Annotated in this window: 8 protein-coding genes and 1 pseudogene; 5 read left to right on the top strand and 4 right to left on the bottom strand. The window is 64.6% G+C overall.

Annotated elements, in window-relative coordinates; genetic code table 11:
- Positions 1 to 911: 911 nt before the first annotated feature.
- Complete coding sequence (locus ACH413_RS33090) at positions 912 to 1901, bottom strand: zinc-binding alcohol dehydrogenase family protein (protein WP_396425393.1); 990 nt, start codon at positions 1899 to 1901, stop codon at positions 912 to 914.
- A 350-nt stretch (positions 1902 to 2251) separates the two neighbouring features.
- Here ACH413_RS33090 and ACH413_RS33085 point away from each other — a divergent pair, with 350 nt between their 5' ends.
- The 3 genes from ACH413_RS33085 to ACH413_RS33075 are packed head-to-tail and all read left to right on the top strand — an operon-like array spanning position 2252 to position 4679.
- Positions 2252 to 3193 carry an alpha/beta hydrolase gene (locus tag ACH413_RS33085; protein WP_360047439.1) on the top strand — a complete coding sequence of 314 codons (942 nt, stop codon included), beginning with the start codon at positions 2252 to 2254 and terminating at the stop codon, positions 3191 to 3193.
- Positions 3190 to 3813: a CGNR zinc finger domain-containing protein gene (locus ACH413_RS33080; RefSeq protein ID WP_360047440.1), complete on the top strand. Its 624-nt coding sequence runs from the start codon at positions 3190 to 3192 to the stop codon at positions 3811 to 3813. The genes ACH413_RS33085 and ACH413_RS33080 overlap by 4 nt, the downstream gene beginning before the upstream one ends.
- A 17-nt stretch (positions 3814 to 3830) precedes the next feature.
- The gene (locus ACH413_RS33075; protein WP_360047441.1) at positions 3831 to 4679 is read left to right on the top strand and encodes an MBL fold metallo-hydrolase; all 849 of its coding nucleotides are present in this window, start codon (positions 3831 to 3833) and stop codon (positions 4677 to 4679) included.
- 502 nt (positions 4680 to 5181) lie between these two features.
- Here ACH413_RS33075 and ACH413_RS33070 read toward each other — a convergent pair.
- A complete protein-coding gene (locus ACH413_RS33070; protein ID WP_360047466.1) occupies positions 5182 to 6687 on the bottom strand; it encodes an ISL3 family transposase in 1506 nt (501 codons plus the stop codon).
- 363 nt (positions 6688 to 7050) lie between these two features.
- Between ACH413_RS33070 and ACH413_RS33065 the strand changes: the two genes are divergently transcribed.
- Positions 7051 to 16200, top strand: a complete 9150-nt coding sequence (locus ACH413_RS33065) for a hypothetical protein (protein WP_360047442.1) — start codon at positions 7051 to 7053, stop codon at positions 16198 to 16200.
- A 349-nt stretch (positions 16201 to 16549) separates the two neighbouring features.
- On the opposite strand, the gene ACH413_RS33060 is transcribed toward ACH413_RS33065, so the two are convergent.
- Positions 16550 to 17044, bottom strand: a complete 495-nt coding sequence (locus tag ACH413_RS33060; RefSeq protein ID WP_360047443.1) for an integrase core domain-containing protein — start codon at positions 17042 to 17044, stop codon at positions 16550 to 16552.
- Between the two features lie 212 nt (positions 17045 to 17256).
- A pseudogene (locus ACH413_RS33055) lies at positions 17257 to 18652 on the bottom strand (IS1380 family transposase).
- 399 nt (positions 18653 to 19051) lie between these two features.
- Here ACH413_RS33055 and ACH413_RS33050 point away from each other — a divergent pair.
- A complete protein-coding gene (locus ACH413_RS33050) occupies positions 19052 to 19768 on the top strand; it encodes a hypothetical protein (protein ID WP_360047444.1) in 717 nt (238 codons plus the stop codon).
- Positions 19769 to 19872: the final 104 nt, after the last annotated feature.

Raw genomic sequence — 19872 nt, 5'->3', positions numbered from 1 at the left:
GTTCCTGTGCAAGAAGCGGCGAAGGTGTGTTCTGACTGGCCGCAGTCCGGGACGCCTCCTCCAAGCGGATCATCGGCAGGAGACCAGCCACGCGGCTCGACCTACACCTCGATCCGCTTCGCGCAAAGTCTGGCGGACAACGAAATCCTGCCGCCGATGACTTCGGGAGGCGACTCCTACAACAACGCGCTGATCGACAACTTCTTCTCGGCGCTGAGGCTCGAGCTCGCGTACCGCAACTCAAGCCATCCGTCGTCCCTGCGTCCCAATCGAGGCAGACAATCAACCCCCGATTCTCGGGGAGGACCTCGTGTCGCCGGTCGTGAAATGCAGCTTGATCCGGGCTGCAAGGCCCAACCCAGCGCATGCCTGGACCCGCCAGCCCGAAACCGTTGTAGTTGTAGCAATCCGGTGTCACAAAGGAAACAGTCGCGGCAGTCAGGCGGATCAGTTGTGGCAGACGTTCCTACGCCGATTCGACCTGGAACACACATGCGGTTCCTCAACGGCCCCTGGGCGGGACCAGGCCTCGCGTCTGCAACCCACACGCGACGGATCGGTGGATCTCGCTGATGATCGCCGTCTACGCCCAGCCCAGGTCGGGCCGCGTGCTCGTAGGTGCCAGCGCCGCCCCTGGAAACGCCCGCTCGGTTGTTCAGGACTCGGGTCCATCGAGGACTTCGTGCCGTCTGACCGGCGATCGAGCCGCCCGCTAACGTACCAAATCCTGTCGCCCCGGTCCTGGGCGCCCGACCGGTTACGAACCTGCCTCCAGCCCAACACCACGCCCGCAAGACCGCAAAACAGACATCAAAAGTTGAAGCTCAAGCTGAGACAGGAGCATCTGTTCTGACTTGGCGGGCGTGGATGCACGCATAACCTGCGAGAATGAAGATGCTGGGAGACATCGGTTACACGGCGAGCAGCACGCGCCCGAAGGGACTTCCCTCGTTGAGGTGACGCTGAGCTTCGGCTGCTTGCTCCAGAGCGAACACTCGGTCGACAAGCGGAGTGATCTCCTTGCGAACCAACAGGTTCAGCAGGTGCGCATTCGCGGCGTTGATCTGCTCCGCGGTGAACAGGGCAAAGCGGAACCCGTGAATGTGGGCGTTCTTCCAGATGAGGTCGGTGACATCGATGGTGCTGCGTGTGCCCGCGGTGTAGCCGATGCTGATCAGGGTGCCGTCCACGGCGAGTGCGGACAAGGCGTCACCGGTCAGCGGGCCTGCGACACCGTCGAGGACGACGTCCACGCCTTTGCCGTCAGTGAGTCGTCGGACGCCGTCGCTCAGCGATTCTGTGGACAGGTCGATCACTTCGAACCCTTCCGCTCGGCCACGTTCGGCCTTCGCCGCGCTGGTGGCGGTGGTGATCGCCTTCGCTGCGCCGAGCACGCGCGCGACGCCCACTCCGCCCTGCCCGACCGAACCGCCCACGCCGGGAGCTAGCACGGTCTGTCCACTCTGGAATCCCGCGAGCTCGGTGAGTGCGAGATAGGCCGTGAGATAGCCGGCTCCGGTGGCGAGAGCGGCCACGACGGTGTCGTCCACACCGTCCGGAATCGGCACGAGGTGCTGCGGATCGACAGCGACGTACTCTGCCCACGTCCCGTCGGCGCTGACGCCGTAACGGCCGCCGCTGAGCACCACGCGACTGTTCACGGGCAACGAACTCGCGCCGGGATCGACGAGGACGCCCACGCCCTGTCCGCCAGGCCTGATTGGTAGAGGCTTGACAGCTGCGGCGGGGAGCTTGCCCTGTCGGACCGTGTCGTCGAGCGGGGTCACTCCAGCCAGGGTGACACGGACGAGCGCATGGCCGGGTTCGGGCGTCGGGACTGGTACGTCAGCCGGCGTCAGCACGTCGTAACCGCCGAATCGGTCGTACTTGATCGCACGCATAGGAGTACCTCGCTTCAGGCGAAAGATCATCAATATTGCTTGCCGGCTCCACTGGACAGGCGACAACTCACACCTAGGACGGCTGCGCCGCCAGGATGCACCTGAACGAGCCTTGCGACATAAGTAAAACACTATGGATCATTTCACGCAAGGCGGCCCGTCCGTGGCGGCCGCCACAGGCGCACCTTGAAAACTGAACCCTCGACGTGCACAGGTGACGTTTAAAGGCGTGTGCTTCATGAAGCATGACAGAGTCAAGTGATGTACAGTCATGTCGTATGGGTGCAGTGATGCACCGTTCAGCACGACCCGATGGCCTCGGCGTGCAGAGCCGCTAGAGGAGACCAACGATGAGTGAGAGCGCAAGCATCGAGTTCGAAGCCGGCACGGTCGAAGTTCCCGCCGAAGGCGGTCAGACGCTCAGCGGCACGTTGTACCGGCCGTCATGTCCGGGACCACACCCGGCGATCACGCTGTCACCGGGATACGGCGGAGTGAAGGAGCACGCTGTATTGAACTTCGCCGCGGTTTTTGCTCGCGCCGGCTTTGTCACGTTGACCCATGACCACCGGGGATTCGGCGCCAGCGAAGGGGAGCCTCGGCACGACATTGACCCGTGGCGGCAGATCGAGGACTGGCGGAGGGTCATCTCGTACCTGGAGGCCCGCCCGGAGGTCGACCCCGCGCGGATCGGGATCTGGGGCACCAGCTACTCCGGCGGTCACGCCATTGTGCTGGGCGCTACCGACCGCCGGCTGCGGACAGTGGTGGCGCAGGTTCCGACCATCAGCGGCTACGCCGCGGCTCTTCGTCGCGTGCCACCGCAGAACATCGCGGCGCTCGAGGCAGTCCTCGAAGAGGACGAGCGTGCTCAGTTTCGTGGTGAGGGCCCCGGCTACCAAGCGCTGGTCAGCGCTGACCCGGCGGTGCCCGCCACGTTCCGAGATCCGGCCGCGATCGCGATGTACGAGCAGCTGATGCCCGACGGAGTTGTCTGGGAGAACAAGGTCACTGTCCGCTCCAGTCGCAACTCCAAGATGTACGAACCAGGCAGCTGGATCACCCGCGTGTCGCCGACCCCACTGCTGATGATCGTGAGCACCCACGACACCATTGCCTTGACTGATGCAGAGCTCGCGGCCTACGAGCGAGCGTTGGAACCGAAGCGGCTGGCGCTGTTGCCCGGTGGGCATTTCGATCCTTACGCTGGCCAATTCGAGCGCGCCAGCCGCGCCGCGCTCGACTGGTTCGAACAGCATCTGTCCAATCACAACAGGAGCACATCGGAATGACGTGGACGGCAACGGAACGCTACGAGCTGCAGCCAGCGCCGGATACTTTGGGCTTCGTGCACAACCTGCTCAACACTCGTTCTGCCGGGCGGCCTCGCAAACCTGACCTGCTCGCTGAATTGCAGCTAGCGCAGGAATGGCTTGATGATGCTCTGGAGGCGTGGTCGGCCCACACTGGCATGCGCCTTCCCCAGGTACAGCTCGACGAAACCGACCTAGAACCACTGCGCAACTTCCGCACGGATATCCACGTTGCGGTCATGCGCCACGCCGACGATGATGACACCGAGCCCGAGCAGACACCGTCAAACACCGCAGTCGTGCCATTGATTCACAGCTTCGCAGTTGCCGCCCAGTTGGACACAGACGGCAATGTGTCTCTAGCGCCCCGCGGAACCGGATGGCGGCAGATCGCGGCGCTCACTCTCATCGCGATCGAACACGGTCAAGGTGCCGGCACCTGGCACCGCCTCAAGGTGTGCCGAAATCCCCGCTGCCAAGGCGCGTTCTACGACCGTTCCCGCAACAACAGCGGGGTTTGGGACTCTGTCAAGCTGTGCGGCAACCAAGCCAACCTGCGGGCCTATCGCGCACGCAAACGTGCCGGCGACAGCAAATAAGTCAATTTGGAGATCACATGAACGCAATTCACAATGAACTGTCGTATGAGGTCTTCGTGTCTCCGGGCGTACCTCGGAGGACGGAATTGAGGCTTCCCGACGGCAGTGGGATCGTCTCGTCGCCGGTATCATCCACCCTGATCCGGGGCCGACACGACTCCGTGCTGGTTGACCCTTCGTGGACTGCTGAACAGACCAGACGGCTGGCAGACCGGATCGCCGCCTCAGGAACACGACTCACGGCGATTTATGTCACGCACGGCCATGGTGACCACTGGTTCGGCACGGCACAACTGCTCGAGCGTTTTCCGGGCGCGGCCGTCTATGCCACCGAGGGCACCATTCGACTCATGCACGCGCAAGTGAAGAACCGGCACGACACATGGGACAAACTCTTCCCTGGCCTGATCGATGATGTTCCCGTTCTCGCTCAACCCGCGCCGACATCGGGCATCGACCTCGAGGGTCACAAGTTGCTACCGATCGAAGTTGGTCACAGCGACACAGACGACACTACGGTCCTCCACGTCCCCAAGCTTGATCTGGTCGTAGCCGGAGACGTCGCTTACAACGGCGTTCACCAGATGCTGCTGGAAATCGGCAACACCGGGCTGCAGGAGTGGCTCGATGCGCTGGACGTCGTCGCCGGACTTGCCCCTAAAGCGGTCGTGGCCGGGCACAAGAACGTCGATCTACCTGATGATCCAGCTGTTGTGGAGCAAACCCGCCGCTACCTGCTCGACGTGCGCGAGCTGCTGGCTGCCAAACCCAGCCCACGCGTGTTCTTCGATGAAATGATTTCGCGGCACCCGGATCGCATCAATCCCGGTCCGCTCTGGTACAGCGCCGTCGCCTTGCTCGACTGAGCAGTCGTCCGAAACGCTTATCCGCAATATTCTCGGAGTCATTTCAGCGATGCGGTGACATCAAACGAGTCATCATCAGTCGCAGCTTCGCCGACAGCAAGGCAATCAGTTGGCCCTCGGCTGTCTGAAAGGTACCGGTCCTGTGCGGTTACGCCCTGGCTGCGAGCCCCAGCTGCTCAGGCGTTCGGGGTTGTCGCCGAGGGTGACGAGGAACGGCCCGGCGATACCCTCGCAGATATGAGCAGCGAGATCGGCGCGGCGCGGTTGTGACGACCTGCCAGCCATGCGATCGTGGTTCGTCAAAGACGCGGCCTGACTGGACAGTCCGTGGTGGACAAGACGTTCGTTCCCCAGCGCTGACGTCAGCCGCAGGATCTATCCACCATCTGACACATGATCACCAACGATGTCGACGACCACAACCTCGCCCCGCCGACCTCCGCGGGTCTGTCAAACACACGAACGGCTCTGGCTCGTAGTCGGTGGTGACGTGGAGTGGCTGTCAGGGTAGAAGGATGCGGTGGCGGAGAAGGTTGAATCCGGCGCGTCCGTGCATCTGTCTCATGATCCTCTTGGTGCGGGTGTTGGCGCCTTCGGTGCGGCCGTTGTGGTAGGGCAAGGTGACAGCACTGTCCACAGCGGACCGGTCGATCTCGAGACCGTTGGTGAGACTGCGTAGATGCGGCAGATCAGCGGTGCGGGCCTGCGCGATCCATTCGGTGAGCTTCACGTCGTTGCCCGCGGCCGGTTTCAGCAGGGCGGCGAAGCCGGATACCAGATTGGCGAGTGCGGTCATCTCCGGGCAGGACGCAGCGATCTTCTCCAGCAGAGCCGTGTCCTTTGGACGCAGGTTCTCAGGGTTAGTGAGCATGAGATGGCTTGCGTGACGGGCGGTCGTGACAGGGCGGTCCCCTTCGGCGCGGCCCTGGTTGAGGTAGCGGATCAACAGGTTGGCGCTGCCGGTGTAGCCCAGATCCCGGATTTCCGCGAGTAAGTGAGTAGCGGGAACTGCGGGATCGGCGGCGCGGCGGGCGCGCAGATGGTCGCGGTAAGGGTCGACCAGGGTCGTGCGGTAGGTCGGAGTGATGCGCAGAGCCTGGGGCTCGGGCATGCGGGCGTAGCGTTTGACCGTGCTCAAAGCCACGCCGAGGCGGCGGGAGCAGTCGAGCAGACCGACCCCGTGACCGAGTAGATCGTGGACCTTGTTCCAGCGTTCGCGGATGGTCTGCTCGTGAACGCCGCCTGGGCGGGGCGGGTTGACGGTGGCCCAGCATCCGGCGTGCGCGCGGACCTCGAGCAAAACCTTGTCACAGAGATTGCGCCACAGGTGCCATCGATCGCTGACCTGCACCGCGCCGGGCAGGGCCCGGCGGACAGCTTCGGCGTAAGTGGCCGAGCCGTCCCTGCACACGACCTCGACATCGGGGTGCTCGCGCAGCCACGACTCCAGGGTGGCCGCGTCGCGACCGGGCAGGACCGCGACACGTCGCCCGGTCTCGGCGTCGATGATGATCGTGGCGTAGCGCTGGCGGCGACGCAGGGCGAAGTCGTCCACGCCGATCACCCGCGGAATCGTCAACCGGGGCAGCGGCAGGCGCCGCAGACGGCGCAACGCGGTGCTGCGGGACATGGGCACAGCGAGCAAGCCGGCCAGGCGTGCCGCCGCCCGGCCACATAACTCTCGCGCCACATGGGAAATCAGTCGGACAAGCCGCACCGTGCGGCGCTGATGGCGTTCCAGCAGGCCGGGAATCTGTTCCCGGAACGTCTGCCGCGGGCAGTCCCGAGCCAGGCAGACCAGCCGCCGTACGCGCAGGCGGACGACGACCTGGCGGCCATCGACCGGCACGTCCTTCACCGTCCGCTGGTGATACCCATGCACCTTCGCCGTCGCAATCCCGCAGACCGGACACGGCACGGCCACATCCCGAGTGCGGGCCGCGAGCACCACCATGCCACTGCCCTCCGTCACGTCCTCGATGACCAACGCAGACAGTCCGGAGAACACAGTCCCCACAAGGGAATCGACAGACACCACAAGATCATGATCGCGAACAGCTACTTGCCGTCACCACCGACTACGAGCCAGAGCCGTTCGTGTGTTTGACAGACCCAGGCCGCTCGTGTTTGCCGTCCAGTGTGCCTGGATGGGCACTTCTTGTGACTCGGCGGTGCACTGTGTGGTGGGGCGGCTTGCCTGCCGCTATCCACTGCTCCAGTTTGTTGGGGGTGGTCGTCGCTTCGTCGAGGGCATCGGCGTGTGCCGGGTGGCGGGGTGTGGTTCGCGGCGCTGGTGAGCGTGTTGCGGGACGTGGGTGCCGGTCGGTGGTTTGTCCTGGTCGGTTTCTCGTTGTGTGACAGGGGGTGAGCGGTGGCTGTTCATGGCAACATGACGGTTCCTCCTGAGCTCAACTGGATTTTCATCATTCTTGCGGGTGGTGATTGGCCGCCGGGCATGGAGGGTGATGCCTGGCAGATTTATGAGGCGTTGCTCGAGATCGCGGATGATCTTGATGGTTCGGTCGGCAATCTCGCGGTGGCGTTGCGGGATGTAATGGGTCATGTCGATTCGACGGTGGGTCGTGCGTTCTGGCGTTATGGGGAGAAGCTGGCGCAGCTGCCGGCGGACTATGCGCTGGGTGCGCGTGAGCTGGCGGGGATGGCGAGGGATTTCTCGCTGAACGTCCAGGGCGCGAAGATCTCGACCATCATCATGATGATCTATACGGCGTTCGAGCTTTTGATGTTGTTGTACAACCCTTTCACGGCTCCGGCTGCTCCGGCTTTTGTCAAGGCGATGCAGGACTTCGTGTCGACGATTCTGAAGCATCTGCGGGCCTGGATGAAGCAGGCGGGCGACGTGATCGCGTCCGCCGCGGCAAGGCTTGCGGGCCGCAAGCTTGATGATGTCGTTGTGCCGAAGCTGGCCGATGATGTCGTGCATCAGGTGGGCGGCAAGACCGTGTCCGCCGTGGCCAAGTCTGCTGGTCTCGATCTTGATCGGCTTGCGAGGCTGACGCCCGCCGACGTTGTCGGTTCCATCGTTTATCACATGGGCAAGGAGGCGTTGGACGAGGGGTTCGAGGAGGTCGTGCAGGACGGGATCGTCCAGGTCTGGCAGAACATCGAGAGTGACAAGGCCTGGAACTGGCAGAGCACGGTCGATTCGTTCAAGTACGGGGCGGCGGCGGGTGCGTTCGCGGGTCTGCTGCGTGGTGGCGTGATGGTGTTCAGGCCGGGCTGGGCTGGTCACTGGGTGACCGCGGGCGGTATCGGGGGCGCCACGGAGGTGTTCGTCGGTGCGATCACGATTCCGGCTGGCGGCGATCCCGGCGATATCTGGAAGGGGATGGTCAACGGTGTCGTGACCGGCGCCGGTATGGCCGCGCTGCACAGCTGGAAGAACGACCCCAGGCTCGGGCAGGACGGGCCGGGCAAGCCCGGCCGGATCACTGTCGACACCGGTACCGGCAGCGGCAGCGCGGGCGGAGCCCCACCCGGATACGACGACAAACCCGGATACGGCGGTATGGCTGGAGATGGTGGCGGGGAGTTCGACGAGTGGCTGCCCGCCTATGCGGCGGGGAATGCCGGGCAGGGCACACCACCGCCGGCCTACACCGCGACGACCGGGCCCGCGGCTACCGGGGTTACCGGGCCTGCCGCGGTTATCGGGGGTGTGGGGGGCGGCACGCGGGCATTTCAGGGCCCGTCCTCGGCGAGCACCCCGGTCACGTCTGGTGCCCAGGCGCACAGTTCTTCGGGCACGCCGGGCAGTTCTTCGGGCATGCCGGGCACGCAGGGTTCGGCAGGTGAGCGTGACGAGCGCGCGGGGGTGTCTTCTTCCTCCTTCTCCTCCTCCGTTGTGGAGCCGGTGGTGTCTGCGCCTGTCGTGCCTGCGCCGGTGGTGTCTGCGTCTGGGCCGGTGGTGAGTGTGGCGGGGCCGTCGCTGCAGGGGCGGGACGTGTCGGCGGGTCTGGCCGGGGTGTCGCCGGTGTCGTCGGGTGTCGTTGCGGCTGGTCCGGTGAGCACTTCCGTGGCGGGTGCTCCGAGCACGGGTGGCGTGACCGGGTCGGGTCGGGTGTCATCTGGTCCGGTGTCGAGGGGGGATGTGGAGGCGGCTGGCGTGGTGCCGGTCGACAGGGTTGGTGTGGTGGGGCCTGGTGCTGGGCTGGCCGGTGGGTCCGGTGGGTCCGGTGGGTCCGGTGTGGGTGTGCTGGGTGGGAGTGCCGGTGGTCTGGAAGTGGCGTTCGAACGGGGGTCCGTCACCTCGGGCGGTGATGTCGCGGCCGGCGACGGTGCCGCCGGGTCCAGGGCCGCGGGCGTGGATGCGGGTGTTCTCGCGGATGGCGGGGACACGGATGTGACCGTGAAGCCGGGTGCTGGTTCGGGGCATGGTTTGCCGCCTGGCGCGCGGTCTGGTCGTCTTACCGGGCCGGTACGTGGTTCGTCTTCCCGGCGGGTGGGGCCGCTGTCGCCCGCCGAATTCCGTTACACGAAGTTGCGTGACAGGTCCGGCGCTCTGGTCGGTGTCAGTTTCCTCGCCGGTGATGAGTTTGATCGTGTCACGCAGTGGGTTTCTGCTTCTGAACGTACTCACTCCGTCTCGGTGGATATCGATTATCAGAAATACGCTGGGTTGCCGCCGGAAAAGCGTGTGTCGCACAGGCGGGAGAGCGTGGCGCCGTGGGAGTGGGGGCGCGACGGAAAATCGAAGACCTTCTTTGTCGACGCGCACGGTGACGGTTCGAGTGTCACCGTCACGAAGACTGACGGTTCTGCCGTTCGCTTGAGCGGCGGCGAGCTGGCGAGATTCGTGGTTTCCACGTTCAGGTTGACCGAAGATTTCTCGGTCACACTGATTTCGTGCAGTGCCGGAGCTCAGTCGGCCGGGGACGCGCTGGTGCGGGACTTCCTCCATGGCGCCGACCCGGTGAATGTGGTGCACGCTCCGACCGCGCCGGTCGTCCCGGTCGGCGATGCCTACGGCGACCTCCCGGAGCTGGCGGGAAAGATGACGATCTTCGAGGGAGGTTCCTGGGTCACCGCCAGTGCTCATAAGGAGGTGGTCGACGCGGTCCTCGCCGCGGTCGTCCCGGCCATGTCCGGAGATCGACGCAGAGAGTTCCCCGGTAGGTTCAGCGAGAAACGGAAAGATCACCTGCAGTCGAATGTGTTGAAAGTGGTCGCGCACCTGCAGGCGGGCATCCGGAGAGACGGGACGCTCGATCTGTCGAGTCTCGACAGAATTGAGCTCGATTCCCTTTCCGTTGCCGATGTGCGCGCGTACGTTGTGCCGGCCGCGCTGCGGATTCTGGCGAGTGGCCCGCCCGCCTCATCTGTCAGGCACGTCAAAACACGGATTTCGAGGAACACGGCGGGGACGGTGCTGGACCTGACCCCGCAATCTCGCCTCAGCTATAACGCATACGGGCAGGCTGAGGTCGAACAGTTCCAAGGGCGCGAATACACTTGGCGCGCGCATATGGTGCCCGGCGAAGGCGATCGCGACTCTCTGATCAAGAACATCGCGGTCTTGGCCGCACATGTCCGTCCTGACGGGAGGCGGCCATCCCGCGACTTCTCCGGGCTGTCGCACGACGAGTGGCTCGAAGGATTGGCATGGTCGACGAAACAGGCCGTCGATTTCCTGCTGGAGCGCATCGCCGTGAACGGCGGGGCGATCGATCTGATGGGCCTGAGCCGGATGATCGATACCCGCTTCCTGGGCGTCGAGGCTGATGTGCGCGAGTATGTCGTGCCGGCCGCGCTGCACTCCCTCGCCCTAACCACCGACAATGAATACGTCAATACGGTCGTCGATATTTACAAAGACGCCCAGTCCGGCAAGTGGAAGAGGGTCGAGCTGGACCGGAGAGCACGCGCCAGGTACGGCGTGACCGGAAACGGCAGATGGGACGACGAAGCAGGCGTGGTGCGCCGGCCCATGCGCCTGATACGAGTCGGCGAGTTCGAATCCAACCGATTCAGCAACGCCGACGCGGACTCGCAGGCGTTCCGGGTCACTATCGACCCCAAAATTTATGCACGTGATCACATTCCTTTCAGTGAAGAGAGCGAAAAACTCGATGAAGTGACCCTCGCCGTGGTTCGCATCGCGCTGGAACATCACTTCGACGACGTGTCGCTCCCGGTTTTCCAGGTGACCAGCTCCGCTCACGAAGCGATCGATAGATATCGCAGTTCCTGGCGGACAAAAAAATTCGTAGAAAACGGTCCTTTGAAGCGCGCGGTCGCCGCGGCCGAGGAGCTTCGCGCAAGATTTTGGTTCCCTGCCAGGAGAATTGCCGGGGAAGAAATAGGCGAGAAGCTGGACGGGAAATCCATCATTCTGGTTCCCCGTGAGGGCGGACAGCTGCCCGGTGACAGAGGGAAGCCGTACGTACGGATCGAGAAGCTGCCGGATCCGCTGATTCCGTCGTATCGCCCGTACCGCGGATTTGTCGGCCAGGCACCCGGTGCACGCGCTACGGCAGACGAGGTTCTCGAGCGGTATGGCGTGGCCGCGCTGCTGGCGGCGACCCCGATGGACGACACGTCCCGCGAGATGTATCTCACGCAGCTGCGGGCGGACTTCGAGCACACCCGGGACGCACACGGAGAAGACGCGGCCGAATCGATGGTCCAGAACGCCGCGAACCAGGTGAGACAGTCCTCGCAGACCCTCGGGACCGAGGCCACCGGCAATGAGCAGGCCTTCGCCGCTCACGGCCTGTCACGTTCCTCCGGTCACGAGTCGATGACCACCCCTTCCACTGGCGATGGCAGGACTGCCTACCCGGCCCGCGCGACAGCCGCAACTACGGCCTCCGCCACAACGGCGGGCAAACGCTCCGGCAGCGGCGAGAACCAAGGACCAGGCGGGTCCCGCTCAGGACAGAACAACACAGACACCGGACAACAGAACCCTGCCCGGAACCGAAAGCGGCCCAACCCCACCGACAACCCTGCCCAGCCACCCGCAAAAAAATCCCACACCTCCACCAGAATAACCGACGCCGAGTGGGCGAAAGTCTTGGAAAAAGCCAAAGAAAGGAACGAGCTACCCAACCTCATTAATGACAAGAGAGGCCTACCTCCTACTGGTTACACAGTCCTGGTGGGTGGTCGAAATGTCGCACTCGGATCGCGTCTAGGCAGGCTCAATCGCGGGGCGTTGAAGAACGTAGGTGGCAACGAGAGGCAGGCGCTGATCGATGCCGGGTATGGGTATCTGATCCCAGTTGAGCCTGGATTCTCTGGGGTGACGTTGTGGCAGGAGAGGGGGTTGGTGCGTGCGGGGTTGCGGTGGGTGGATGTTGCCGCTGATGGTGATTGTTTTATGCATGCTGTGATCCGTACCGCGGGTCTGGTCGACGAGCAGGGGCGTGCCTTGTCGGCGTCGTCGTTGCGGAGGCGGCTGGCGGATGCGTTGCGGGCGGATGCGTTGCGGGCGGATCTGCTGTTGCCGGCGGGGCACAGGCGGATCTGGGGTGAGGTTCTGGACAGTGATGTGGCGCAATTGGAGGTCGCGGGCCCGGCTGGTTCGGGGGGTGCCGGGTCTGGGGATGTGGACATGGCCGGTCTCGAGGACGCTGGTGCGGGTCCCACGGCGGCGCAGCGTGAGCGGTTCATTGCTCTGGTGCAGTCGGACGGTTTCTATGCCCACGACCTGGGTGATCACATTCCCTATATCGCAGCCCGGGCGCTCGGTGTGGTCATTCGTGTGCACAACCACGATGGCAGTGTCACCGAGCCGGTGCCGGCGGCCGAGGCCTCCAGCGCGGGCGTGATCGATCTGGTGTATCTCGGTGGTGCCAGGGGTGAGGGTGTGGATCACTGGCTGGCCACCGAGCCCGTGGGCGCGTCCGGCGGGCCGGACGGTCTCCTGCGTCGTGATGGGATGCGCCACGATGAGCACCCTGTTTATCTGCCGGAGCCGGTCGAGGTGAGCGGGAATGGGCTGTCGTCGGAGCAGGTTTTCCGGCTGAAGACGGTCGTGGGCCGACTGGTGGAGGGCCTGGATTTCGAGCGGGCCGGTCTCGAGCGGGCCGACTCCAGTGGGGAGGCCGACGCCTCCGGGGAGATCATCTCTGTTGACAACCGTTTGCTGGTGCGGGTCTCGGGCACCGAGTTCGGGGTGGGGGGCCAGGCACGTATCGTGCGTGACTGGCTCGTCGACGAACTCGCCAGACAGCTCCGTCCGCGTGCCGGTGCCCGGTCTGAGTGGATCGCGCAGGCCCTGGTCGGCGTCGAGATCGTCCATCATCCTGGTCAGGACGGTGGCGGGATCGAGGTGCTGGAACTGCTGACATCCTACTGGTTCAGCCGGACGTCGATGTCGGCTGATGTCGAGGTCGTGGCCGTGCCGGGTACGACCCGGAGCTGGGACGTGCTGCTGCCTGTAAACCAGGACTGGCACGACAGTGTCCTGACACCATGGCGGTCGCGGTTCACCGACATGATCGATACCGTGGCCACCCTGCTGACTCGGAAGGACAAACGAAAGGACCGGACAGTCACGGTGGAGGGCGCGGCGAGCACCCCGCACGCAGCGATCGTGGCCGCCGAACTCACCGAGTGGGCGAGAGAACAGGCGGATCAGCCGAAGCGCCTTCTGAATGTCCGTGTGGGCCCCCTTCCGGCACACACCCGGCCGGACAATGTCAGCGATCTGCAGTGGCGCCTGTACCGGGTACGGATCACCATCTCCACGCCCGCCACCAGCGGGCCCGCTGGTGCTCCCGTCCCGCGCCCTCATACCGGCGATGAAACCGACACGGCACCCACACCGGCAGTGACCAGCCGTCATGGCGAACACACACCACACCCCCCGCCGGGACCCATATTCGCCCATTCCCACACCGGACCACAGCTGACGTTCAACCACCAACCAGACCCCACCACCGACGACGAACACGAACACCAGCGCTGGCCCTCCCCACTGCCCGGCCAGGGCCCCGCCGAACCCAACCCGAACTCCACCGCCCCGAATACGCTGTGGCAGAACCACACCGGCCTCGACCACACCGGGCAGCACTTCACCGGCATGGACCTCACCGACATGGACCTGGCCTCTGGCTTCTTCCTGGATCCGGCGGTTATCTCTGGTGCGGGCCCTCACCCCCACGCTGTGCCTGTCGACCCACCCGTCCAGGACCTCGCCGCGTTCGCCTCCTCCCAGCACTACCCCCTCCAGGCTCTCGGTGACGACCTGACCAGAGGCGACCTGACCAGCGGCGGTAACGTCGATGGGGTCGAGACCGTCGTCGCGGATGCGGCCGCCGACGGGTTTACACCGACAACCCTGGCGCCAATGCTGGTGGATCTGCGGCGAGCACCGGGCGATCGGGTAGTCGATACCGGCGACATGCCACATCGTGTGGACGTTCAGGCCGTGCTGCTGGACCCGAACGGCACTGTCGCGGTCGACGCCCTGCCGATGACCCCGGAGCCCGCCTCGGAACTGGCCGGCGTCGCCCAGCCGAGCGGGTTCCGTTCGGACGGTGAGTGGCCGACTTCTGTCGCCCGGTCCGCTCCACCCGGCGCGCGCAGTTCGAGTGATCCACCGCCCGCCTACGGAGACACGGCGTCGACGAACGTGTCCCTTGTCCCGACCGGCGACCGCAGGGGATCCGCACAGGGACCCACCTACAGCCGTGAGCCGGAGCCCAACTACCGGCCGCTGCTCGACCGGCGCGGCGTGGTCATCGGCGTCAGCTTCATGACAGGCCAGGAACTGGCGCGCGCCCAGCAATGGGCGCGGTCCGAGGTCGCAGACCGGAACACCTCGCTGCTGGTCGATACCGACTACGGCTCGTTCGCCGCGATGTCACCGGCGGAACGCCAACGGCACATACGCGAAGTGAAGGGGCCATGGACCGGGGACACAGGTCGCCGGAAGACGTTCTTCGTGGACGTGCACGGTGACGGCTCCTTGGCCAGCGTCACCTACTCGGACGGATCCGTTCGGCGGCTGACCGGTAGGCAACTCGCGCGGCTGATACGCGACTTGAGGGTGTTCCGTGAATCGTGGACCTACAGCTCGGTCACGCTGATCTCCTGCGCGGTCAGCTCCACACCGGGCGACAACGCGCTGGCATTGGGCTTCTACGAGGGAATACTCAGCAGTGTCAGTCTGGTCGTGCACGCGCCCACAGGACCGATCGTCCCGGTCGGCAACACTTACACGATCGACGGGATGGGTCACAGAACTGCGATCTTCGACCGCGGCGTCTGGACGACCGTGGGCAACGCCCAGGTGCGGCTCGGCAAAGTCATGCGCCAGATGGGCGTCGACTCGTCTAGGCCGCTCTCGCATGATTTAGAGTTCGGCGGCGACGAGTGGATCGCCAGCGTAGCGTCGCATGCGGACAGGTGGGTCAAGTTCCTGGCGGATGGCGTCGAACGCGACGGCACTCTAGATCTGGTGGGCGTCACCAGCGCACTGCCCTTCAGTCCGAACGCGGCAGACTTTGTCTGGTTGGCTGCGTTGTACTCGCTGGCGGACAGCCCACTCGCCGCTCGCGTCACCAGAGTCATCGACGCCGAGCGGCGCAGAGGGGCCTGGTATGGCTTGAACCCGCCCAAAGACGCGCGTTCGCGATATGTCGTGACTGGCAAGGCGGAATGGGACCAGACTGCTGGGGTGCTGGTCAGACCCGCGCGCTTGGTGCCGGTAGCCGCGTACGAGCACCCCCGGACGTCAGGTACCGAAGTGGTGTCGGACCTGGTCCTGTTCGAGCACAAGAAGGGCGAGATCGACCTGAACTCGACGAGCCTCGAACCGTTCCGGCAGTTGGCCCGCAAGGTGGCCGAACTGGCGTTCGAGCACCACATCGACAACGTCAGTCTCCCGGTTCTCGACGTCGTGGGATACGGCCGGGGCAAGCTGCTCATGGCGGGCGCAGGCCGGGAGAAGGGGCTGGAGCGGGGCACGTTCGCTGCCAACTTCCTGCGGGATCAAGTGACCGCCCATCTACACCAGATCGGCGGGCAGAACCTGCTCAACGAGATTGAAGTGGGGCGCATTGTGCCGGTCCCGGCTGCGGGGGGGCACTTGACGGGACCGAAGAGCCACCCGTTCGTGCGGGCGACCCTCCGGCCGGACGGGAGAAAACTGAGCTCCGCGCCCACCCTCGCACAGGTGTCTTACCAGCCACCTCCTGGTGCGCGTTACAGCTCACGGGACCTGCTCGACCTGCACGGGGTAACCCAGTTGCTCGCAACCGTCGTCCCGAACCACGAGATGCGCAACAGGTATACCGAGAACCTGTTGACAGAGGTTCACCTCGAACAGCAGAAACCGGTCCCAGAACTGGCTGTGGAGCTGGTACGGCAGACCGGCGATGCACTGGAACTCCTCACGGCCCACGACCTGCCGCAGTCGCTGACCAGCCAGGAGCTGACCGATCTCGTCAGGGCAGTCCGCGACTTCCTCCGCCGCGGTCAGCCGGAGCAGGCGCACGAGCACGTTCGGGGTGTGGCCGCCACACACGCGCCGATATCGCGACGGCGATGAGGAAAGCGCCGCCAGCTGCTTGCGGATCGCCTCTGATGTCGCTCTGCGAGAAAGGGCCAGCGGCGCTCCGCGAACTGCCCCAGCCGGGATGTGCACCGTAGCTGCTGTTAGCAGCCGAAGAGGATCACTCCGTCAGGTGCTGCGATCGGCATCTGTGGTCGTGCTGCTTCGGGGGGTGAGCAGTGCGACGATGGTGACCGGTCCGCCGCGGTAGGGACATTCGCAGTGCGCGGCTGGCTGTGGCAGGGGTTCAGTGCGGACCGGCGCGGGCGGTGGTGGGGGACTGGTGAGGACTGGTGAAGCTGCGTGTGGGGTGCCAAAACACGGCCCGATAGGTCTGACCTGCGCATCAAGCAGCTGCAGGTTCGTACTCGTTGATCAAGCCGCCGCGTACTCGCCGACGACGAACGGACCGACAGTCTGGCTCTGCGATCGAGCGATCGGGTCGCGGTGGAGTGTGGCGCCTCGCCCGGTGCGGTCGTCGGTGGTTGTAGCGGGACACATAGCGGTTCAGCACTGACTTCAGGTGATGCTCGTTGACGATGAGCAGCCTGTCTGTGAGCTCTCGTCTGACGGTGCCGACGAACCGTTCCGCGTAGCAGTTGGCCCGCGGACAACGCGGCGGGATCTTCACGACGTCGATACCCGCGTCGGCGAGTACGGAATCGAACGACGCCGCGAATTGACCGGCCCTGTCACGAACCATGAATCGGAAGTCGTTGACCCGATCGTCCAGACTCAAAAGGAGGTTACGGGCTTGCTGGGTGCTCCAGCGGCCGTCAGGGTTCGTGGTAGTGCCAAGGATGCGGACATAGCGGGTGCCGACCTCCATCACGAAGAACACTGACCTGCCCTACTGGATGGGTTCCAGAGTTGGTGGCTAACCCGGATCTTTCGTGCGGGTGACGGCCCGGCTTGAGAGCGGGTCCGGTGGCTGTTAGGCGTCCTCCTTTCGGTGTTCGGGGTCGTCACAGTGGCCCGTTGTCGGCTGGGTGCCGTCGGGTTCCACGGCCCGATGGAGGTGGGTGCTTGTTCGCAGGGACAGGTTCTAGCTGGTCAGGCCAGTTGTGGCAGGTTGTGCAGGCGTCGGCAGGCGGTCTGGATCAGTTCGGCCCAGGGTGCGTGGCTGGCCAGTCGGAGGTGGACTTGCCGGGCGTGGCGAGCGATGCGTCCGGAGACGGAGAACAGGCGTAGCCGCACGCGTTTGGGTTCCCAGCGGCGGGCTTCGTGGCCGTTCAAGGCGAGCATCTGAGTCCAGGCGGTCAGATCAAGGGCGAGGGCGACGATGGCGACCCAGATCTGGTTGTGGGCGTAGCCGTGCAGGGGCAGGTTGGTCAGCCCGGTGGCCTTGGCGGCGCGGATGCGGTCCTCGGCGCGGGCCCGGCGGCGGTGGCGTAGTTCCAGATCGGCGAGCGGCCCGCGGGGCGTGTTGGTGGCGAACGCGGTCAGGCGCAGCCCGTCGGCGTCGGTGAATCGCAACTGCGCGCCAGGATGCGGGCGTTCCTTGCGCACGATCACCCGCATGCCTGTGGGCCACCCGGACATCTCCAGCACGCCGGTGGCCTCGGCGACCCACGCCCCGTCACGCGGGATGCGTTCGTCGTCATAGGCCGGGGTCCACGCCTGCGCGGGGATGCGGGCCAGGCGTTCGACAGCGTCATCGGGCAGATTGAACCCTAGCGAGTAGCCCAGTTTCCTTGCGTGCAGCCATTCCACGAATTCATGAGTGCCGCCGGCGGCGTCGGTGCGGACGAGTACCTTGCGGCCGACCCGTCCGCCCTTGGCAGTGAATGGCAACTGCCGCAACGCGTTGCGGGTCACCGCGATGTGATCGGCGGCGGTGTTCGACCCGGCGTTACCCGGCCGCAGCATGATGGACAGGGGTTCGCCGGTGCCCTGCGCGCCGTGGTCGGCGAACGAGCACAACGGATGGAAACCGAAGCCACGCTTGAACGTTGGCGCCGCGTTCTGCTTCTCGGAGTGCGCGGTGATCAGGGTGGCGTCCAGATCGATGATCAACAGTTTGTCCGCGTCGATGGCATGGTCCGGGGAGCGTTCGCCGGCCAGTGCCCATGCCGCAGCCCGTGCTCGCGCGCGGGCTGCGTTCAGAACGGCCACTGCCTTGTCCGCGTCCTTGGCAGGATGTCGATTAGCCGTGACACCGTCGGATCTGAGGCGACGAGCCCGAACAAGCCCGGTTCGGACCTCACGGTCGCGATATCGGCAAGGCAGTCACCGCCCAGAGCGACCGCGATCGCGAGGTCGCACAGGATCTTTCCTGGGTCGTGGATCGCGGTCGGCGCCCGCCAGCGCCCCAACGCTGACGATAACGCCTGGTCCAGCCCGACTTTCCCGCTGTCGTGACCAGCAACGCCGCACCCGTCTGCGACACCACTCCTGTTCCCGCGGTGTCGACGGTCAACGACGGATAGAACCCGGTAGGCTTGCTCACCAGAAAGGTGCTCCCGAACTCGCACGGACAAGGCCCTAGACAAGCCATATCCTTGCAGCTCAGAGCACCTTTCTCCATGAAGCAGCCACCCGCACGCCAATTCCCCGTGAAAGCAGCGGGCTAGCAGTCTTTCGTCGTGGCATCACAACCGAGGAAGTAGCGCGCGATGCGCGCCAGTACGACGAGGCTCTCAGTCGCCAAGGTGGAACGCTCTACTACAACGCGGACGCGGATGCTCCTGGACTGATAGAACTGACCGAGGAACAGGTAACGGCCGCCAGAGCGAGCCTGACAGCGGCACAGTCTCTGATCACCAGACTGCGGCGTGAGCCCATACAGCCCAACGTGGATCACAAGCGCCTTCGACTCAACGTTCATGCCTCAGTGGTGCAGCTTAGCGTGAGCAAGAGAATTGCAGTATGGTGCGACGATTCCGCTGCCCGCGTGGCAATACGCACCCTCGGCGTGCCCACGTTCTCAACCTTGGCAGTTCTTGAACATCTTCTAACGGAAGGCATTCTCAGCACAACCGACTTCAATACTGCACTCGATACCTTTATTCAGGAACGTATCGGCAACCCGAATCTGGAATTTTCGCAGATCGTCAAGATTGCTCGCCAGGAAGACTTGCAGGCAGCCAACGTCGCGTCGAGCCTAATGCAGCCCCAAGCCTGGGTTGACATCATCGACACAACGGCACTCACCAGCAACGTCCTGCGTACTTACCATCGAGAGAAGCCTGATCAGGTCGCTGCTTGGCTATATGCGGCAGCATTCGGCTCAGTGATGCACTGTCCCAATACTCGTGCCGCTATCGAGATTGGATCCTTGCTCCTCGCGGGAAACCTTCTGTCGCTCTGCGCCCGCGGCCGATCCGCTCGCGACATGGTCTCTGCAACACGGGCAGCCGTCAGAGCGGCTCTGCCGGTCGATAATCCAGCCAACATTTCCACTGATCCTCTTCCTGCGACGGCAAGGCACATGCGGACGTTGCTTCTCCGTGACGCCAATGTCAGTGCCGAGCGTGTTTTCCCGAGCATCCTCGATTGTTTCAGCGAGCTTGACGACCAAGATCTACGAACTGTGGCGGAAGCGCTCCTCGCCAAAGATGACTGATCCGCGACCGGCGGTCCGCCACGAACGTCCGCTCCGCGCCAGCCGTCGAGCCACCACCAGACGCTGAGCCACTGGATGGGCGCTCGGCCTGCAGAGCACGCTTC

It is taken from the genome of Lentzea sp. NPDC020367 (assembly GCF_044387305.1).
Taxonomy (GTDB): domain Bacteria; phylum Actinomycetota; class Actinomycetes; order Mycobacteriales; family Pseudonocardiaceae; genus Lentzea.
The sequence above is the reverse complement of the archived record's forward strand: the minus strand, read 5'-3'. Positions and strand labels throughout refer to the sequence as shown.

Bases quoted from the DNA above. Each gene is read 5' to 3' on its own strand.
- ACH413_RS33090 (WP_396425393.1), bottom strand. From the start codon at position 1,901: ATGCGTGCGATCAAGTACGACCGATTCGGCGGTTACGACGTGCTGACG.
- ACH413_RS33085 (WP_360047439.1), top strand. From the start codon at position 2,252: ATGAGTGAGAGCGCAAGCATCGAGTTCGAAGCCGGCACGGTCGAAGTT.
- ACH413_RS33080 (WP_360047440.1), top strand. From the start codon at position 3,190: ATGACGTGGACGGCAACGGAACGCTACGAGCTGCAGCCAGCGCCGGAT.
- ACH413_RS33075 (WP_360047441.1), top strand. From the start codon at position 3,831: ATGAACGCAATTCACAATGAACTGTCGTATGAGGTCTTCGTGTCTCCG.